Source organism: Pseudomonas tehranensis, assembly GCF_014268615.1.
Classification (GTDB): Bacteria; Pseudomonadota; Gammaproteobacteria; order Pseudomonadales; family Pseudomonadaceae; genus Aquipseudomonas; species Aquipseudomonas tehranensis.
Genome location: NZ_JABWQV010000044.1, coordinates 1 through 16,892, shown reverse-complemented (window position 1 = coordinate 16,892; position 16,892 = coordinate 1). Strand labels below are relative to the sequence as shown.

Annotated in this window: 14 protein-coding genes and 1 pseudogene; 5 read left to right on the top strand and 10 right to left on the bottom strand. The window is 62.0% G+C overall.

Features of this window, described 5'->3' with window-relative positions; all coding sequences use genetic code 11:
- Nucleotides 1-53 precede the first annotated feature (53 nt).
- Together HU811_RS10290 and HU811_RS10285 are read left to right on the top strand one after the other, a co-directional pair.
- Nucleotides 54-5,972: an Hpt domain-containing protein gene (locus HU811_RS10290; protein ID WP_186655656.1), complete on the top strand. Its 5,919-nt coding sequence runs from the start codon at nt 54-56 to the stop codon at nt 5,970-5,972.
- Complete coding sequence (locus HU811_RS10285; RefSeq protein WP_186655654.1) at nt 5,965-6,432, top strand: chemotaxis protein CheW; 468 nt, start codon at nt 5,965-5,967, stop codon at nt 6,430-6,432. The genes HU811_RS10290 and HU811_RS10285 overlap by 8 nt, the downstream gene beginning before the upstream one ends.
- Nucleotides 6,433-6,594: 162 nt before the next feature.
- On the opposite strand, the gene HU811_RS10280 is transcribed toward HU811_RS10285, so the two are convergent.
- From HU811_RS10280 to ubiE, 10 genes and pseudogenes are all read right to left on the bottom strand, one after another.
- A complete protein-coding gene (locus HU811_RS10280) occupies nt 6,595-8,502 on the bottom strand; it encodes a methyl-accepting chemotaxis protein (protein ID WP_437179486.1) in 1,908 nt (635 codons plus the stop codon).
- Nucleotides 8,503-8,771: 269 nt separating this feature from the next.
- Nucleotides 8,772-9,479, bottom strand: a complete 708-nt coding sequence (locus HU811_RS10275; protein WP_092395484.1) for a 16S rRNA (uracil(1498)-N(3))-methyltransferase — start codon at nt 9,477-9,479, stop codon at nt 8,772-8,774.
- Nucleotides 9,476-10,270, bottom strand: a complete 795-nt coding sequence (gene tatC, locus HU811_RS10270; RefSeq protein ID WP_092395486.1) for a twin-arginine translocase subunit TatC — start codon at nt 10,268-10,270, stop codon at nt 9,476-9,478. Before tatC ends, HU811_RS10275 begins: the two co-directional genes overlap by 4 nt.
- A complete protein-coding gene (gene tatB / locus HU811_RS10265; protein WP_186655651.1) occupies nt 10,267-10,686 on the bottom strand; it encodes a Sec-independent protein translocase protein TatB in 420 nt (139 codons plus the stop codon). The genes tatC and tatB overlap by 4 nt, the downstream gene beginning before the upstream one ends.
- Nucleotides 10,687-10,696: 10 nt before the next feature.
- The gene (locus tag HU811_RS10260) at nt 10,697-10,984 is read right to left on the bottom strand and encodes a twin-arginine translocase TatA/TatE family subunit (RefSeq protein ID WP_186655650.1); all 288 of its coding nucleotides are present in this window, start codon (nt 10,982-10,984) and stop codon (nt 10,697-10,699) included.
- A 24-nt stretch (nt 10,985-11,008) separates the two neighbouring features.
- Nucleotides 11,009-11,341 carry a phosphoribosyl-ATP diphosphatase gene (locus HU811_RS10255; RefSeq protein ID WP_003186671.1) on the bottom strand — a complete coding sequence of 111 codons (333 nt, stop codon included), beginning with the start codon at nt 11,339-11,341 and terminating at the stop codon, nt 11,009-11,011.
- Complete coding sequence (gene hisI / locus HU811_RS10250) at nt 11,334-11,732, bottom strand: phosphoribosyl-AMP cyclohydrolase (RefSeq protein WP_003196931.1); 399 nt, start codon at nt 11,730-11,732, stop codon at nt 11,334-11,336. The genes HU811_RS10255 and hisI overlap by 8 nt, the downstream gene beginning before the upstream one ends.
- A gap of 131 nt (nt 11,733-11,863) precedes the next feature.
- On the bottom strand, nt 11,864-13,468 hold the full coding sequence (ubiB, locus tag HU811_RS10245) for a ubiquinone biosynthesis regulatory protein kinase UbiB (RefSeq protein WP_186655648.1): 1,605 nt from the start codon (nt 13,466-13,468) through the stop codon (nt 11,864-11,866).
- Nucleotides 13,465-14,089: pseudogene (locus tag HU811_RS10240) on the bottom strand (ubiquinone biosynthesis accessory factor UbiJ). The gene ubiB and the pseudogene HU811_RS10240 overlap by 4 nt, the downstream one beginning before the upstream one ends.
- Entirely contained in the window at nt 14,089-14,859 is a 771-nt protein-coding gene (gene ubiE, locus HU811_RS10235; protein WP_047225985.1) for a bifunctional demethylmenaquinone methyltransferase/2-methoxy-6-polyprenyl-1,4-benzoquinol methylase UbiE, read from the bottom strand. The pseudogene HU811_RS10240 and the gene ubiE overlap by 1 nt, the downstream one beginning before the upstream one ends.
- Nucleotides 14,860-15,014: 155 nt before the next feature.
- Between ubiE and HU811_RS10230 the strand changes: the two genes are divergently transcribed.
- The 3 genes from HU811_RS10230 (at nt 15,015) to HU811_RS10220 (ending at nt 16,800) form a co-directional block, all read left to right on the top strand.
- Nucleotides 15,015-15,290, top strand: a complete 276-nt coding sequence (locus tag HU811_RS10230) for a polyhydroxyalkanoic acid system family protein (RefSeq protein WP_186655647.1) — start codon at nt 15,015-15,017, stop codon at nt 15,288-15,290.
- A gap of 204 nt (nt 15,291-15,494) precedes the next feature.
- Nucleotides 15,495-15,917 carry a phasin family protein gene (locus HU811_RS10225; protein ID WP_047225983.1) on the top strand — a complete coding sequence of 141 codons (423 nt, stop codon included), beginning with the start codon at nt 15,495-15,497 and terminating at the stop codon, nt 15,915-15,917.
- A 10-nt stretch (nt 15,918-15,927) separates the two neighbouring features.
- Complete coding sequence (locus tag HU811_RS10220; RefSeq protein WP_186655646.1) at nt 15,928-16,800, top strand: phasin family protein; 873 nt, start codon at nt 15,928-15,930, stop codon at nt 16,798-16,800.
- Nucleotides 16,801-16,892 lie beyond the last annotated feature (92 nt).

Below are 16,892 nucleotides of genomic sequence, written 5' to 3'. Positions count from 1 at the left end.
GCCACAGGGTTTGATTTTTACCCTCGGCATATGACTGTTGATTTGGAGTGGTTATGGGTGATCGGCACGACTATGTGGCCCTGGAGTGGGTCAAGGGCGAGATTGCCGAAACGCTGAAGCAGGCCCATCTGGCGCTCAATCGCCTAGTGGACGACCCGCAGGCGGCGGATGCCCTCGCGCATTGCCTGGCGTGCATTCATCAGGTGCACGGCGGCCTGCAGATGGTCGAGTTCTATGGTGCCGCGCTGCTGGCCGAGGAGATGGAACAGCTGTGCGTCGCCTTGCAGGACAACCGCATCGCCCATCGCGACGAAGCCATCAGTCTGTTGAGCCAGGCTCTTGGGCAGTTGCCGATCTATCTGGACCGCATACAAGGCGCCCGCCGCGACCTGCCGTTGGTGGTGCTGCCATTGATCAATGATTTGCGTAGTGCCCGGGGCGAGAGTCTGTTGTCGGAGACCAGCCTGTTCAGTCCAGAGTTACCGCTGATCGCGCCGCTCAGTGACGAGGCCTTGAAGCGGCTCGAACCGCCTGACCTGCCAAACACCTTGCGCAAACTGCGCCAGACCCTGCAAGTGGCCCTGGTGGGGCTGTTGCGCGAACAGGACGACGCCACCCATCTCGGTTATCTGGCCAAGGTCTTTCACCGCCTGGAAGGGCTGTGCGCGGCAGCACCGCTCAATGCGTTGTGGCAGGTGGCGTCGGCCCTGGTCGAAGGCATGCGCGAGGGGCGTATCGCCAATAGCCCGGCGCTGCGCAGCTTGTTCAAGGAAGCGGACAAGGAACTCAAACGACTGTTGGACCAGGGCCTGCAGGGCATCAATCAACCGGCGCCGCCACAGTTGCTGACGAGTTTGTTGTTCTATATTGCCAAGGCCGAACATCCCAGCGGGCAGATGCAGATCATGAAAGAACGCTACTCACTGGACGACGCGCTGCCCGACAGCGCCATGGTCGACGAAGAACGCGCACGCCTGGCCGGACCGGACCGCGATGCCATGCGCTCGGTGCTCGCCGCACTCTGCGAAGAGCTGGTGCGGGTCAAGGAACGGCTCGACCTGTTCGTGCGCAGTGACCGCCAGCACGCCTCGGAGCTGGACAGCCTGCTGGCGCCCCTGCGACAGATCGCCGACACCCTGGCGGTGCTCGGCTTCGGTCAGCCGCGAAAAGTGATCATCGATCAATTGGCGGTGGTCCTGAGCCTCGCCCAGGGTCATCGCGAGCCGGATGACGCGACGCTCATGGATGTCGCCGGGGCCTTGCTCTACGTCGAGGCCACCCTGGCCGGCATGGTCGGCACTGTCGAGCCCGAGAGCCCTGAAGACAGTCACCTGCCCACCACAGACCTGACCCAGATCCATCAGATCGTCATCAAGGAAGCCCACACCTGCCTGCAACAGGCCAAGGACATGATCGTCGACTACATCGACGCCGACTGGAACAGCGAGCAACTGCAAGCGCTACCGGCGTTGCTGACCCAGGTGCGCGGTGCCCTGGCGATGATCCCCTTGAGCCGCGCCGCCAGCCTTGTGGAGGCGTGCAATGGTTTCATTCGCGAGCATCTGCTGTTGGAGCACGCCCAGCCGGGCTGGGAAGAACTCGATCACCTGGCCGACGTAATCACCGGCCTCGAATACTATTTGGAGCGTTTGAGCGAAGACCCGGAAACGCCCGGCGAACCCTTGTTGGACGTGGTCGAGCGCAGCCTGGGTGCCCTCGGTTATTTCCCTGACGAAGCCCGGGTGCCGTTGCTTGACGATGTGCTGAGCCCTAACGAGGCTCAGGTCATGCAAGACTTGCAGGAGCTCGATGACCCGCAGACCGTGCAGTCCTTGGCCCAAGTGCTGGCCAGCCCGGTCTCGGCGGTCAACCCGCCGGCCCGGAGCACGCCGGGTAGCCTGCTGCCGCCGCCGCTGGACGAGCATCCGGTGGACGACGAGCTACGCGAGGTCTTCCTTGAAGAAGCCGACGAGGTGCTCGACGTTCTGCGCGAATACCTACCGCGCTGGGCCGCTCACCCTGACGACCATGGCGCCCTGGCCGAACTGCGCAGGGCCTTCCATACCCTCAAGGGCAGCGGTCGGATGGTGCGGGCGCTGGTCTTGGGTGAGCTGGCCTGGGCCGTGGAAAACCTGCTTAACCGGGTGCTGGAGCGCAGTGTTGAGCCGGGTGCTGCGGTCCGGCAGTTGCTCGATGACACGGTGCAGTTGCTACCGGCCCTGGTGAGCGAGTTTGCAGACAACCGTCAGCGTCAGCGCGACGATGTCGACCGTCTGGCCGCCCGTGCCCATGCACTGGCAAAGGGCGTCGATGAGGATGAAGACGCCCAGGATGTCGCCGCCCTCGACCCGTTGTTGCTGAAGATATTCGACAACGAAGCCCAGGGTCACCTTGCCAGCCTCAATCGCTTTCTCGACCAGGCCGCCGAACACTTGCCGCTGCAGGCCAACGACGAATTGCAGCGAGCCTTGCATACCCTCAAAGGCAGCGCATCAATGGCCGGCGTGTTGCCGATTGCCGAGCTGGCCGGCGCGATGGACCAGTTGGCCCGGGAATACAAGGCGCACCTGATCGCCCTCGATCTTGATGAAATTGAATTGCTGCTGGAGGCCGAGGGCCTGTTGCGTCTGGGCTTGCGTCAGTTGCACGGTGACCCCCTGGCGCCGATTCCCGGCGCCGAAGCGCTGATCCAGCGAACCCAAACGCTGCTGGCCGAGCGCCTGCAAACGGCCCTCAGTGCACCGGACAAAAGCTTGCGGACCAAGCGCGATCCACAACTGATCAACAACTTCCTTGCCCAGGGCATGGATATCCTGCTCGACGCCGAAAACCTGTTGCGCCGTTGGCAGCAGCACCCCGGCGAAGGCCAGGAGCTCAGTGCACTGCTGGACGAGCTGACCACCCTCGGCGAAGGCGCGCACCTGGCCGACTTGCACCCGGTGGACGAGCTCTGTGAGGCCTTGCTCGATCTCTACGGTGCGGTGGAAGAAAGCAGCCTGGCAGTCAGCGACGTGTTTTTCCAGGAAGCGCAGCGCGCCCATGAAGCCTTGATCGACATGCTCGATGAACTGGCCGCCGGGCAACATGTGCATTCACAGCCCGAACGGGTGCAGGCCCTGCGCGGCTTGCTCCAGGAGAGCCTGGACCCATCCGCCACCGGACTGATCCGCAGCGACGGCAGCCGCACCCTGAGCATCCGCGAACTGGGTAACGCGACAGCTGAACTGCAGCGCAGCGCCCCTGCTGAGACCTCAGTGGACGACGACATTGCCTCGATCTTCCTCGAAGAGGCACAGGACATCCTCGAAAGCGCCGCCCAAGCCCTGCAACGATGGCTGTCCGACCCGGACAACGCAGCGCCGCTGTCTTCGTTACAACGGGACTTGCACACCCTCAAGGGCGGCGCACGAATGGCCGATATCCGGCCGGTGAGCGACCTGGCCCAGGAGCTGGAAAACCTCTACGAAGGGCTGGTGGACCGCCGTTACAGCCACAGCGAGGAACTCGAGCAACTGCTCAGCAGCAGTCACGAACGCCTCGACCTGCTGCTCGGGCAGTTGCAGCAGGGCCAGCCGTTGGGCGATCCCGTTGCGCTGATCGACGCCATTCGCCGGTTCCGTCAGGACAAGCCGAACGCAATCGAAACGGGCGGTTCGCCCTCCGGTGACGTGGCCGGGCATGATCCTGAATTACTGGAAATCTTCCTCGAAGAAGGTTTCGACATTCTCGACAGCGCAGGCTCAGCGCTGCTGCGCTGGCAGGACGAACCGTCGAACCGCCAAGCCCTGGAAACGCTGTTGCGCGATTTGCACACCCTCAAGGGTGGTGCACGGATGGTGGAAATCGTACCCATCGGCGACCTGGCCCATGAGCTGGAAAATCTTTATGAAGGCTTGTCGGCGGGGCTGCTCCAACCGACGCCAGCGCTGTTCGCCTTGTTGCAAAGCAGCCATGACCGGCTGGCGCAGATGCTCGATGCGGTACGCGCCGGCCACCCATGCCCCCTTGCCGACCGGCTGATCGCGCAGATCCAGGCGGTGAATCATCCGCAGGACAGCGAGGCGCCCAAAGTCGTCCCCGCGCCGGAACCGGCCCCGACCCCACCGCCTGCGCCCACAAGGCCTGAGGCTGGCAGCCCGAGCGACAGCGCGGACATGGTCAAGGTCTCCGCCGAACTGCTCGACGATCTGGTGAACCTGGCTGGGGAAACCTCGATTTTCCGTGGGCGTATCGAACAGCAGGTCAACGACGCGCGCGTGGCCTTGGGCGAAATGGAAACCACCATCGAGCGCATGCGCGACCAGTTGCGCCGTCTTGATACCGAAACCCAGGGCCGGATCCTCAGTCGCCAGCAGGTCGAGGCCGAGCGCCTGGGCTACGAAGAGTTCGACCCGCTGGAGATGGACCGGCATTCCCAGTTGCAGCAATTGTCCCGGGCGCTGTTCGAATCGGCCTCGGACTTGCTCGATCTCAAGGAAACCCTCGAACGCAGTAATCACGACGCTGAGAACCTGCTGCAACAGCAGGGGCGCGTCAACACCGTCCTCCAGGAAGGTCTGATGCGCACGCGCATGGTGCCGTTCGAGCGCATGTTGCCGCGCCTCAAGCGCATCGTGCGGCAAGTGGCGCAGGAGTTGGGCAAGGACGTGGAGTTCGTGGTTGGCAATGCTGAAGGCGAAATGGACCGTAGCGTGCTGGAGCGCATGGTCGCGCCCTTGGAGCACATGCTGCGCAACGCCGTCGACCACGGCCTGGAGCCGGCCGACGTGCGCATCGCTGCCGGCAAACCGGCCCGTGGGCGCATCAGCCTCGACCTGTCCCGGGAAGGTAGCGACATCATTTTCGACATTCGCGACGACGGCGCCGGCGTGCCTCTGGATGCGGTGCGCAGCAAGGCGATCAAGCGTGGCCTGCTGGCACTGGACAGCGACATCAGCGACCGCGACGTACTGCAATTCATCTTGCAGCCGGGCTTTTCCACCGCCGAAAAAATCACCCAGATTTCCGGGCGCGGCGTCGGCATGGACGTGGTCCATGAAGAGGTACGGCAACTGGGCGGCAGCATGGTCATCGACTCCACGCCAGGGCAGGGCGTGCATTTCCGCATTCGCCTGCCGCTTACCGTGGCGGTGAACCGGGCGTTGATGGTGCAATGTCATGAAGACCAGTACGCGATCCCACTGAACACCATCGAAAGTATCGTCCGGGTGTTGCCCGCTGAACTGGATGGCTATTACCAGCTCGACCCGCCGACCTACACCTACGCCGGGCAACGCTATGAGCTGTGCTACCTGGGTGAGCTATTGAAAACCGGCGCTCGCCCGAAACTGTTGGGTCAGAGCCAACCGTTGCCGGTGCTGCTGATGCAATGCAACGAGCGGCATATCGCGGTGCAAGTGGACGCTACCGCCGGGACCCGGGAGATCGTGGTCAAGAGCCTCGGCCCGCAATTTTCGGCGGTGCAGGGCTTGTCGGGGGCGACGATCCTGGGCGATGGCCGGGTGGTGTTGATTCTCGACTTGTTGGCGCCGATCCGCGCCTTGCCTCATCAGGTCCCACGCCGCCCGGCAGCGGCGCAAGACGAGGGCGAGCACTCGCGACCATTGCTGGTGCTGGTGGTGGACGACTCGGTGACGGTCCGCAAGGTCACCAGTCGCCTGCTGGAGCGCCACGGCATGCACGTGCTCACCGCCAAGGACGGCGTGGATGCCATGGCGCTGCTGGCCGAACACTCCCCCGATCTGATGTTGCTGGACATCGAAATGCCGCGCATGGACGGCTTCGAAGTGGCCACGCAAGTACGCAATGACCCGCGCCTGGCCCACCTGCCGATCATCATGATCACCTCCCGCACGGGCCAGAAACACCGCGACCGCGCCATGGCCATCGGCGTCAACGACTACCTGGGCAAGCCGTACCAGGAATCGGTGCTGCTCGACAGCATCGCCCGCTGGAGCAAAACCCATGCATGACCTTCACCCGCGCACCGGGCACATCACCGGGCTGCTGCTACCCCTGGCCGACCGGCACCTGATTTTGCCCAACGTGGCCGTGGCCGAGCTGATCGACTACCAGAGCAGCGCGTTCGATATGGACACTCCGCCGTGGTTTCTGGGTTGGGTGAGCTGGCGCGAACGGCAAATCCCGTTGCTGAGCTTCGAGTCGGCCTGCGGCCAGAAAACCGTGATCGGCGAGCGGGCGCGCATCGTCGTGCTCAATGCCCTGGGTGGGCGCCCGGAGTTGCGTTTCATTGCGTTGCTGGTCCAGGGTATCCCGCGGTCCTACAAACTCGACACCCAACTGAGCTACGTCGATGTACCGCTGTGTGGGCTGGAACAGGCGGCGGTGCAAGTGGGCGAGCATGTGGCGAAGGTGCCGGACTTGTTGGCGTTGGAAGAGTTGGTCGTTGCCTCTGGATTGGCAAAAAACTAGGTCAGGCAGGGTACTTGTGGGGGCGGGCTTGCTCGCGAAGTCGGCCTGACAGCCGGCCAGGGCTTTGTTGACTGAGTACATATCCATTGCTGCGGAACCGTCAGCAACCGTTACCGCAGCAACGGATATACACACAAAACTTAAGTAAGCAGTCCCAAGGCATTAAACCCTGAACCGCCCCACCAACGTCTGTAAATGAACCCCCAACCGCGCCAGTTCAGCGCTCGAAGCGGCCGTCTCTTCACTGGACGACGCGGTTTGCTCCGACACATCGCGCACATTCAGCACACTGCGGTTGATCTCTTCGGCCACGGCACTCTGCTGCTCGGCCGCAGCGGCGATCTGCTGGTTCATCGACTGAATGGCCGAGACCGTGCGGGTGATGTTTTCCAGGGATCCACCGGCGCGACGGGTCAGTTCGACGCTGTTGTCGGTCAGGCTGCGGCTGTTGTCCATGATGGTCGCGACCTGCTCGGTGCCCGACTGCAGGCCGACGATCAGTTCTTCAATTTCTTCAGTGGACTTCTGAGTGCGCTGGGCCAGGCTACGGACCTCGTCAGCCACCACCGCGAAGCCACGTCCGGCCTCGCCTGCACGGGCCGCTTCGATGGCTGCGTTGAGGGCCAGCAGGTTGGTTTGCTGGGCTACGGACTTGATCACGTCCAGCACGCTGCCGATCTTGTCGCTCTCACGCTTGAGGTCGCCCATGGCTGCGGTGGAGTTGCCCACTTCGAGGGCCAGGCGTTCGATCTGGGCGATGGCTTCACCGACCACTTTTTCACCCTCGCGTGCTTGCTGGTCAGCCGCGACGGCCGCTTCGGAGGCTTCCTCGGCATTGCGCGCCACTTCCTGCACCGTGGCGGTCATTTCGTGCATGGCGGTGGCGACCTGGTCGGTTTCCACTTTCTGGCTGTTGACCCCAGCGCTGGTCTGTTCGGTCACGGCCGAGAGTTGTTCGGCGGCGCTGGCGATTTGCGTCACGCCGTCGCTGATACCGCCGATCAATTGCCGCAGGCCCACGGTCATGCTCTGCATGGAGCGCTGTAGCTGGCCCAGTTCGTCGCGGCGCTCGGAGGTGAGGTTGTGGGTCAGGTCGCCCGCGGCAATGCGCTCAGCGACTTTGAGGGTCTGGTCCAGCGGGCCGACGATCTGCCGGGTGATGACCAATGCGGCGATCACGCCGAACAACATGGCCAGCACGGCAGCCGATACCAGGACAGTCTTGGCCTGGGCGGCGTCGTGGTCGCGCACGGCGGTCTGGGACACGGTCAGGCTTTTGCTGGACTCAAGCAATACTTCGCCCTGCTCGGTCATGCGCTTGAGCGCCGCGGCGGTATCAAGTTGCGAATCGCGGAACTGGCTGACCGCTGAACGGTAGGCGTTGATCGAATCGCTGGCCTGCTGCAGGTTGGCGGAGTGCTCCTCAGGCAACTGCGCCGGCAGGCGTGCGAGAAGTTTGAGGGCATCGGTAATGGCGTCAAGGGCCGGTTGCTGGGCTTCGTTCTTGCCGCTGTAGGTGTAGCCGCGAACCTGATAGCGCGCTTGCTGAATCGCCTTGCTCAGGGAGACCACGTTGTTGAATTGGGCGATGTTCTCGCTTTGCAGCATCGCTTTTTCAACGTCGGCGATCCGTGCCACGGCGTTGTCGGCACTGGCGCCGAGTTTGCTGCGGGCATCTTCGCGGCTGACGGTGGCATTGGCCATCTCGGCGAAGGCGCTCTTGTACTCGGCCACTGCGGCCAGTTGTTTGTCGATCAGCGCCACGTCGGCTGGCTGCTCGATCATCTGGCGAGCAGCAGTCAGGCCTGCCTCGAGTTTGGCGAGCAGATCGTTGACTTCCTGCGGGCCGTTCTCGCCCCGCGTGGTGTAGTAGTCCAGGCGCGCCAGGCGCAGGTCTTTGCTCAATTCGTTCAGGCTGGAAATGTAGCCCAGCTTGTCGCCGCGGCTGATGACATTACCCAGGCCGCTCCAGCCGGTGAAAGCGATCATCAAGGTTAGAAACAGCACCAGACCGAAGCCGAAGCCGAGTTTGCGATTGACGCTTACATTTCCCAGACCCTGGGTAAGCATTCGGAACATGCTGATTTTCTCCCTTGCTGTGTTGAATTGGTTTTATGGGAGCTGTATCGGCGGGATGGGAGGGATCTATAGAAAATAGGAGTCGTTGGGTCGGCGTGGCGAGGGGACTTGCTCTCGCTCGGCTGTAGGCGCTGTCGAGTGCAACGAGGCTGCGATCTTGTTCCGGACAGTTAGTCGCAAGCGAATGATTAAAATCAAAAGATCGTCCGAACGCGGTCCGAGGCTTCGCCAGCTGCTACCAAGCGCCCTCGCCACAGGCCTCAGAATAGCCGGGCAAGCAACGCGGTGACGGCGGTTTCGACACGCAGGATACGTTCGCCCAGTTGTACCGGTTGCAGTCCGGCCTTGGCCAGCAGGTCAATTTCGTAAGGAATCCAGCCGCCTTCGGGGCCGATGGCCAGGGTCACGGGTTCGTTCAGCGCGCGAGGGCAGGGGGGGTAGTTCCCTGGATGACCGACCAGACCGCGGGTGCCGTTCGCCATGGCCGGCAGACGGTCTTCAACGAAGGGCTTGAAGCGCTTTTCAATGATGATCTCTGGCAGCACGCTGTCGCGCGCCTGTTCCAGGCCAAGGATCAGCTGTTCGCGAATGGCCTCGGGCTCCAGGAACGGGGTCTGCCAGAAGCTCTTTTCCACGCGGTAGCTGTTGACCAGCACCACGCGCGGCACGCCCATGCTGGCGATGGTCTGGAACACCCGCCGGAGCATCTTCGGTCGAGGCAGGGCCAGCACCAGTGTCAGCGGCAGCTTGGCCGGCGCAGGTTGGTCGAGTGTCACTTGCAGTTCGGCTTCGCGGGCTTCCAGGCGCAGTACCTGGGCCGTGCCCATCAACCCGCCGATACGCCCGACCCGCAGGCTGTCACCGACGGCGCTGCGGTGCACTTGCTGCATGTGGGTCAAGCGGCGATCGCTCAGCACGACGCGGTCAGGCCCGATGAAGTCGGCCTCTTCAAGCAGCAGCAGGTTCACGCTTGGGTCGCTGGCGGCTGGTCGTTATGGTCGTCGACCGGCTGATCGTCTGCGTCTTCCCGGCGCTTGCGCACCAGACCGCCGAACAGGATGCCGATCTCGAACAGCAGCCACATCGGCACGGCCAGCAGGGTCTGGGAGAAGATGTCCGGCGGGGTCAGGATCATGCCGACCACGAAGCAGCCGATGATCACGTACGGACGGATTTTCTTCAGGTACGCAACGTTGACCACGCCGATCCACACCAGCAGCACCACCGCCACCGGGATCTCGAACGCCACGCCGAAGGCGAAGAACAGCGTCATGACGAAATCCAGGTAGCTGGCGATGTCGGTCATCATTTCCACGCCTGCGGGAGTAGCGGCGGCAAAGAACTTGAAGATCAACGGGAATACGAAGAAGTAGGCGAAAGCCATGCCGGTGTAGAACAGCAGAATGCTGGACACCAGCAGCGGCACGGCGATGCGTTTTTCATGCTTGTACAGGCCTGGCGCGATGAAGCCCCAGATCTGGTGCAGGATCACCGGGATCGCCAGGAACAACGAGACCATCATCGTCAGCTTGAGCGGCGTCAGGAACGGTGACGACACGTCGGTGGCGATCATCGTCGCGCCTTCCGGCAGGTACTGGCGCAGCGGTGTGGAAACGAAGGTGTAGATCTGTTGGGTGAAGGCAAACAGCCCGGCGAAGATGACGAAAATCGCCGCCACGCAACGCAACAGGCGGGTGCGCAACTCGGTGAGGTGCGATACCAGCGGCATCGGCTGGTCGTTTTCAGGAATATCGCTCATGGGGCTCGCGGCGGCAAAGTAGGGTCGTTAGGAACGGCTGGTGCTGCCACTGTCGGGGCGGGCTCCACGGGTTCTGCGGGCACGGATGCCACAGACGACGTGTTATCCACTGGTGCCTGGGGGGCAATCGTCGGCTCGACCGCCGGCTGAACCGGTGTCGGCTCCTGCTGGGTCGGGGTGAAGATTTTCCGCGCTTCCTGCTCCAAAGACAGAATGTGTTCGTTGTGCAGTTGCCGACGAATGTCGTCGGCCCCGATTTCACGTTCAACTTCCTGTTTGATCGCATTGAAGCTGCGCTTGAGCCGCCCGACCCAAAGGCCGGCGGTGCGCGCAGCGCCCGGCAGCCGCTCGGGGCCCAGCACCAGCAGGGCGACGAGGCCGACGAGCAGCAGTTCAGTGAAGCTGATCCCAAACATTAGTCAGTGCTCACGAGTCTTTGCGGGCCGGCTCTTCGACTTTCTGTGCCTGCACATCGATGGTGTGCGGGGCATTCACAGGTTGAGTGGCCTGTGGGTGTACCGGTTGGCTCGGCTGCGCTGGTTGAGCGGGCGTCGCTGTCGGGTCGGCCGGTTTTTCGTCGTCGTTCATGGCCTTGCGAAAGCCCTTGATCGACTCGCCAACATCAGTGCCCAGGTTCTTGAGTTTCTTGGTGCCGAATACCAGTACCACGACCACCAGAATGACGACCCAGTGTTTCCAGTCAAAAATACCCATGTGGCTATTCCTCTCGTAAGTTGATCAGGCGGACGGACGCGAGGCTTTCTCGACGTGCCCGGACAGACCGAAGCGACGGTCCAGTTCATCCAGTACAGCCTGCGGGTGCTGCCCCAGTTGGGCAAGCATGACCAGGCTATGGAACCACAGGTCGGCGGTCTCGTAGATCACGTCACTGCAGTCACCGCTGATGGCGGCGTCCTTGGCGGCGATGATGGTCTCGACCGACTCTTCACCGACCTTTTCCAGAATCTTGTTCAAACCCTTGTGGTACAGGCTGGCGACATAGGAGCTGTCGGCCGCTGCGCCTTTGCGCTCTTCCAGCACCTGGGCCAGGCGGGTCAGGGTGTCACTCATGGGTATGTCCTGAATAAATGGCATGCGGGTCCTTGAGCACCGGGTCGACGGTTTTCCAGTCGCCGTTCTCGAAGACGCGATAGAAGCAGCTTTGACGGCCGGTGTGGCAGGCGATCTCACCGACCTGCTCGACCATCAGGATGATGACGTCGCCGTCGCAGTCCAGGCGCATCTCGTGCAGGTGCTGCACGTGCCCGGACTCTTCACCCTTGCGCCACAGCTTGCCACGGGAACGTGACCAATAGATGGCGCGGTTCTCGGCGGCGGTCAGGGCCAGCGCTTCGCGGTTCATCCAGGCCATCATCAGCACGCGCCCGGTCTTGTGATCCTGGGCGATGGCCGGCACCAGGCCGTCCGCGTCCCATTTGATCTCGTCCTGCCAGTTTTTCATCTTGGGTCCTGGAGCAGCGGCAAGCTTTGAGCTTCAAGCTGCAAGTAAAAGCAATTTCTGTGTTGTGTTGCGTTGATAGGTTCAACCCATGAACTTGCGGCTTGCAGCTTATCGCTTGTGGCTGATTCCTGCTATCGACGTACGACCAGATACAAACCAACGATGACCATGACACCGGCGGGCCAGTGACCCAGCTGGCTCAGCGGGCCCCCGCTCGCCAGCACTGCACCACCCCCCAGGTGAGCGGCGCCGAGCAGGCGCAGGAACCAGTCGTCTTTGCGCTGCTTCCACGGTGGCGCGGGGTCGTGGGCGTGAGGTTGGGACATGCGTTCGAGCAGGTCGCGGGTCATGTTGGCCAGGTGCGGGATCTGCTCGAACTGGCTCTGCACGTTGCCCAGCAGGGTCTTGGGGCTCACGCGTTCGCGCATCCAGCGTTCGAGGAACGGCTGGGCGGTGTTCCACAGGTCCAGGTCCGGGTACAGCTGGCGACCGAGGCCTTCGATGTTCAGCAAGGTTTTCTGCAACAGTACCAGCTGCGGCTGAACCTCCATGTTGAAGCGACGCGCGGTCTGGAACAGGCGCATCAGCACCTGGCCGAACGAAATATCTTTTAACGGTTTTTCGAAGATCGGTTCGCATACAGTACGGATCGCCGCTTCGAATTCGTTGAGCTTGGTCTCCGCCGGCACCCAGCCAGAGTCGATGTGCAGTTGCGCGACGCGGCGGTAGTCGCGCTTGAAGAAGGCGAACAGGTTGCGGGCCAGATAGTCCTGGTCTTCGGGAGTCAGGCTGCCGACGATGCCGCAGTCGATGGCAATGTATTGCGGGCTCCACGGTTGCACGGTGCTGACGAAGATGTTGCCCGGGTGCATGTCGGCGTGGAAGAAGCTGTCGCGGAACACTTGGGTGAAGAAAATCTCCACGCCCCGTTCGGCCAGCAGTTTCATGTCGGTGCGCTGGTCGGCCAGGGTGTCCAAGTCGGTCACCTGGATGCCGTAGATGCGCTCCATCACCAACACTTTCGGACGGCACCAGTCCCAATAGACTTGCGGCACATAAAGCAGCGGCGAGCCTTCGAAGTTACGCCGCAGTTGGCTGGCGTTGGCGGCTTCGCGCAGCAGGTCGAGTTCGTCAAAAATGGTTTTTTCGTAATCCAGGACCACGTCAACCGGGTGCAACAGGCGCGCATCGGCCGACAGCCGCTCGGCGGCCCGGGCGAGAATGAACAGCCACGCCAGGTCCTGGGCAATGATTGGCTTGAGACCCGGGCGGATAACTTTCACCACCACTTCTTCGCCACTCTTGAGCTGCGCAGCGTGAACCTGGGCCACGGAGGCCGAGGCCAACGGCTCGACGTCGAAACGGCTGAACACTTCGCTGATCTTCTTGCCCAGTTGTTCTTCGATCAGGGCCACCGACACCTTGGAATCGAACGGCGGCACGCGGTCTTGAAGCCTCATCAATTCATCGGCGATGTCTTCGGGCAGCAGATCGCGACGAGTCGAGAGGATCTGCCCGAACTTGATGAAGATCGGTCCCAGGTCCTGCAAAGCCAGGCGCAGGCGCGCGCCGCGACTCAGGTCCAGCGTTCGCCGGGGAAACCAGCGCCACGGCAGCACGAAGCGCAGCGCCAGCAAAAACCAGGGCAGCGGCAGGGCGAACAGCAGGTCATCGAGGCGATAGCGGATCACGACGCGCTGGATGCGCAACAAACGGCGGACGGCAAGCAGCTTCATGCGTTATCGCTTGGTTTCAAGGGAGCGGGAAAGGCGCTCGAAACGCGCCTCGAGACGTTCCAGGTCAAGTTTGATCTGGTCCAGTTCATTAAAGCGGGCGTCGGCTTCGCGTTGGCCTACGAGAGTACGCGATTCCTCGGCCAGGTATTCACTCAGATTCTGCCCCAGGCTGGCGAAGCCTTGGCGATACCAGCGAGTGCGGCTGCGCAGATGGCCACTGAGTAGCTGAGTGGCCACCGGACCGAGCCAGCGGGATACTTCATATTCCCAGTCCAGCTCCAGGTCCTGGAGAATCGCCGCCAGCTCCAGCAGCACGCCGCTGTCGCCGTCCAGTTCCACCTCAGGGCCATGCAGCACGGCGGTCTTGTCCTTGCTCAGGGCCAGGTTCACCAGGCTCGATGCCGGGGCGCGCAGGGTGCAGTGTGCCTCGGCTTCCCAGTGTGCGGCGAGCATCAGGCCTTCGTCGCTGGGCAGGATGAACAGCCGCAACGCCGGGCTGCGGCAATCCACAGCAATCACCTTGCCGCTCAAGTGCGCCAGGCGCGCAAGCGCCGTACTGTCCAGGCGCAGGACGCGATTGACGCCGAGTTCGACGCTGGCGAGCAGGCCGGTGAGCAGCATCAGGGCTTGATACCGCGGTGCAGGGCCACGATGCCCGAGGTCATGTTGTGGTAGGTCACACGATCGAAGCCGGCTTCGACCATCATCGACTTCAGGGTTTCCTGATCCGGGTGCATGCGGATCGATTCGGCCAGGTAGCGATAGCTTTCCGAGTCGTTGGTGATCAGCTTGCCCATCAGCGGCATGAAGGCGAACGAGTAGGCGTCGTAGGCCTTGGACATCAGCGCGTTGGTCGGTTTGGAGAATTCCAGCACCAGCAGGCGGCCGCCGGGCTTGAGTACGCGTAGCATCGAGCGCAGGGCGTCTTCCTTGTGGGTGACGTTGCGCAGGCCGAAGGCGATGGTGACGCAGTCGAAATGGTTGTCAGGGAAGGGCAGCTTCTCGGCGTCGGCCTGGACGAACTCGACATTGCCGGCCACACCCAGGTCCAGCAGGCGGTCACGACCGACTTTGAGCATGGACTCGTTGATGTCGGCGAGCACCACCTGACCGGTCGGCCCGACAATGTGGGAGAACTTCTTCGTCAGGTCGCCCGTACCGCCGGCGATGTCCAGCACCCGATTGCCGCTGCGCACACCCGACAGTTCGATCGCGAAACGCTTCCACAGACGGTGCATGCCACCCGAGAGCAGATCGTTCATCAAGTCATATTTGGCGGCTACCGAGTGGAAAACCTCAGCGACTTTTTCCGCCTTCTGGCTTTCCGGCACGTTCTTGAAGCCGAAGTGAGTGGTGGGTTCGGCATCGCTGCCTTTGCGCTGATCAGTCATATCGCTGTCACCAAAAAAGAATGCGGGACATTCTAATCCCGGTGGAGGGCTTTGTCTTGGCAAGCCTGAAGGTAAGATGAGCGACCGCCGGGACGTTTTGACGCAGCCAGGGTCAGAAACGTGCAGGCAAGTCCCGATAAAACAGGAGTCATCAGATGGCCCGTATAACAGTTGAGCGTGCCCATGGCCTGGGCAAGGAAGCGGCCCGCGCGAAAGCCGACCAGTTGGCGCAGAAACTGTCCGACAGCTATGGCCTGGAGCCGCAGTGGTCGGGCGACACGCTGAAGCTCAAGCGCTCTGGGGTCAAAGGCGAGGTGCATGTGGGCGAGGACTCGATCCGCATCGATGTCGAACTGGGCCTGTTGATGTCGGCCATGAGCGGCACGATCAAGACGGAAATCGAAAAAGCGTTGGATAAAGCGTTGGCCTGAACTTAAAAAGATCGCAGCCTGGGGCAGCGCCTACAGATGTACTCATTCCAATGTAGGAGCTGCTGCAGGCTGCGATCTTTCCCCAAGGCACCGCCGATTCATGTCAGTTGTTAGGGTGCCGTTTCTAATTATTGTCACTACTTTGTGCCTGAGCCCGACCGTGTACGGGCAGTTCCTCAAACCTGTTATCGAGTGAGGTGCACCATGGCCAAAGTTATTTTGAAGAAAAAAACCGACGTTGAATCTTCCACGCTCAGCGACGTGAAAACGTACGCGCGCAAGATCTGGCTGGCGGGCCTGGGCGCCTACACCAAGGTCGGCCAGGAAGGCAGCGAGTACTTCCAGGAGTTGGTAAAAGCCGGTGAAGTTATTGAAACCAAAGGCAAAAAGAACATTGCCGGAAAACTTGAAGCGGCCAACAGCGAACTGATTGAAGCCAAGACTGACGTCAACACGTTCAAGGCCCGGGTTGAAGTACAACTCGATAAAGTCGAGAAGGTATTCGACGCCCGTGTTGCAAGTGCCTTGAATCGTATCGGCATTCCGTCTAAACATGACGTTGAGACACTCTCTGCTAAGCTCGATGAGCTGACGGCATTGCTTGAACGTGTCGCGCGTAAACATTAAGGAGAACGGGATGGCTGGCAAAAAAATCACCGAAAAAGAAGGCAGCTCGTGGGCCGGGAAGATTGAAAAATACTCCCGCAAAATCTGGCTTGCTGGTTTAGGCGTGTACTCGAAGATTGACACTGACGGCAGCAAACTCTTCGAGTCCCTGGTTAAGGACGGCGAGAAGGCCGAAAAACTCACCAAGACGGCGGTCGGCAAACAAGTCGATGCTGCCAAGGGCTCTGCCGAGTCCGCCAAGTCGCGAATCGGCGGCGTAAAAGATCGGGCGATGGGCAAATGGGACGAACTGGAAGGGGCTTTCGACAAGCGCCTGAACAGCGCGATCTCTCGTCTGGGCGTGCCGAGCCGCAATGAAGTCAAGGCGCTGCACAGCAAGGTCGACACCCTGACCAAGCAGATCGAAAAACTCACCGGCGCTAAGGTCGCGCCAGTGGCGACCAAGACGGCGGCAGCCAAACCTGCCACCAAGACGGCAGCCAAGCCATTGGTCAAGGCCGCGGCGAAAGCCGTCGCTAAACCTGCGGCAAAAGCAGCGGCCAAGCCGGCGGCGAAAACCGCGGCCGCCAAACCTGCCGCCAAGGCAGCGGCCAAGCCGGTAGCAGCCAAACCCGCGACCAAAGCAGCCGCCAAGCCGGCTGCCAAAACCGCGGCAGCCAAACCTGCTGCCAAGCCTGCGGCAAAAGCGGCGGCCAAACCCGCCGCGGCGAAAAAGCCAGCGGTGAAAAAACCGGCCGCGGCAAAAGCTGCCGCACCGAAGGCACCGACTGCTGCCGCCAAACCGGCCACCCCGACGAGCCCAGCGAACTCCGCTTCGGCTCCGACCCCGGCGGCTACCCCGACCGCTGCGCCGGCTCCATCGACGCCTACCACCCAGTCCTGATTTTGGAGGACATGCAAAAACGCCCGGCCTGAGAAGGTCGGGCGTTTTTGTTTGGAAGCCAGAAAAGATCGCAGCCTTCGGCAGCTCCTACA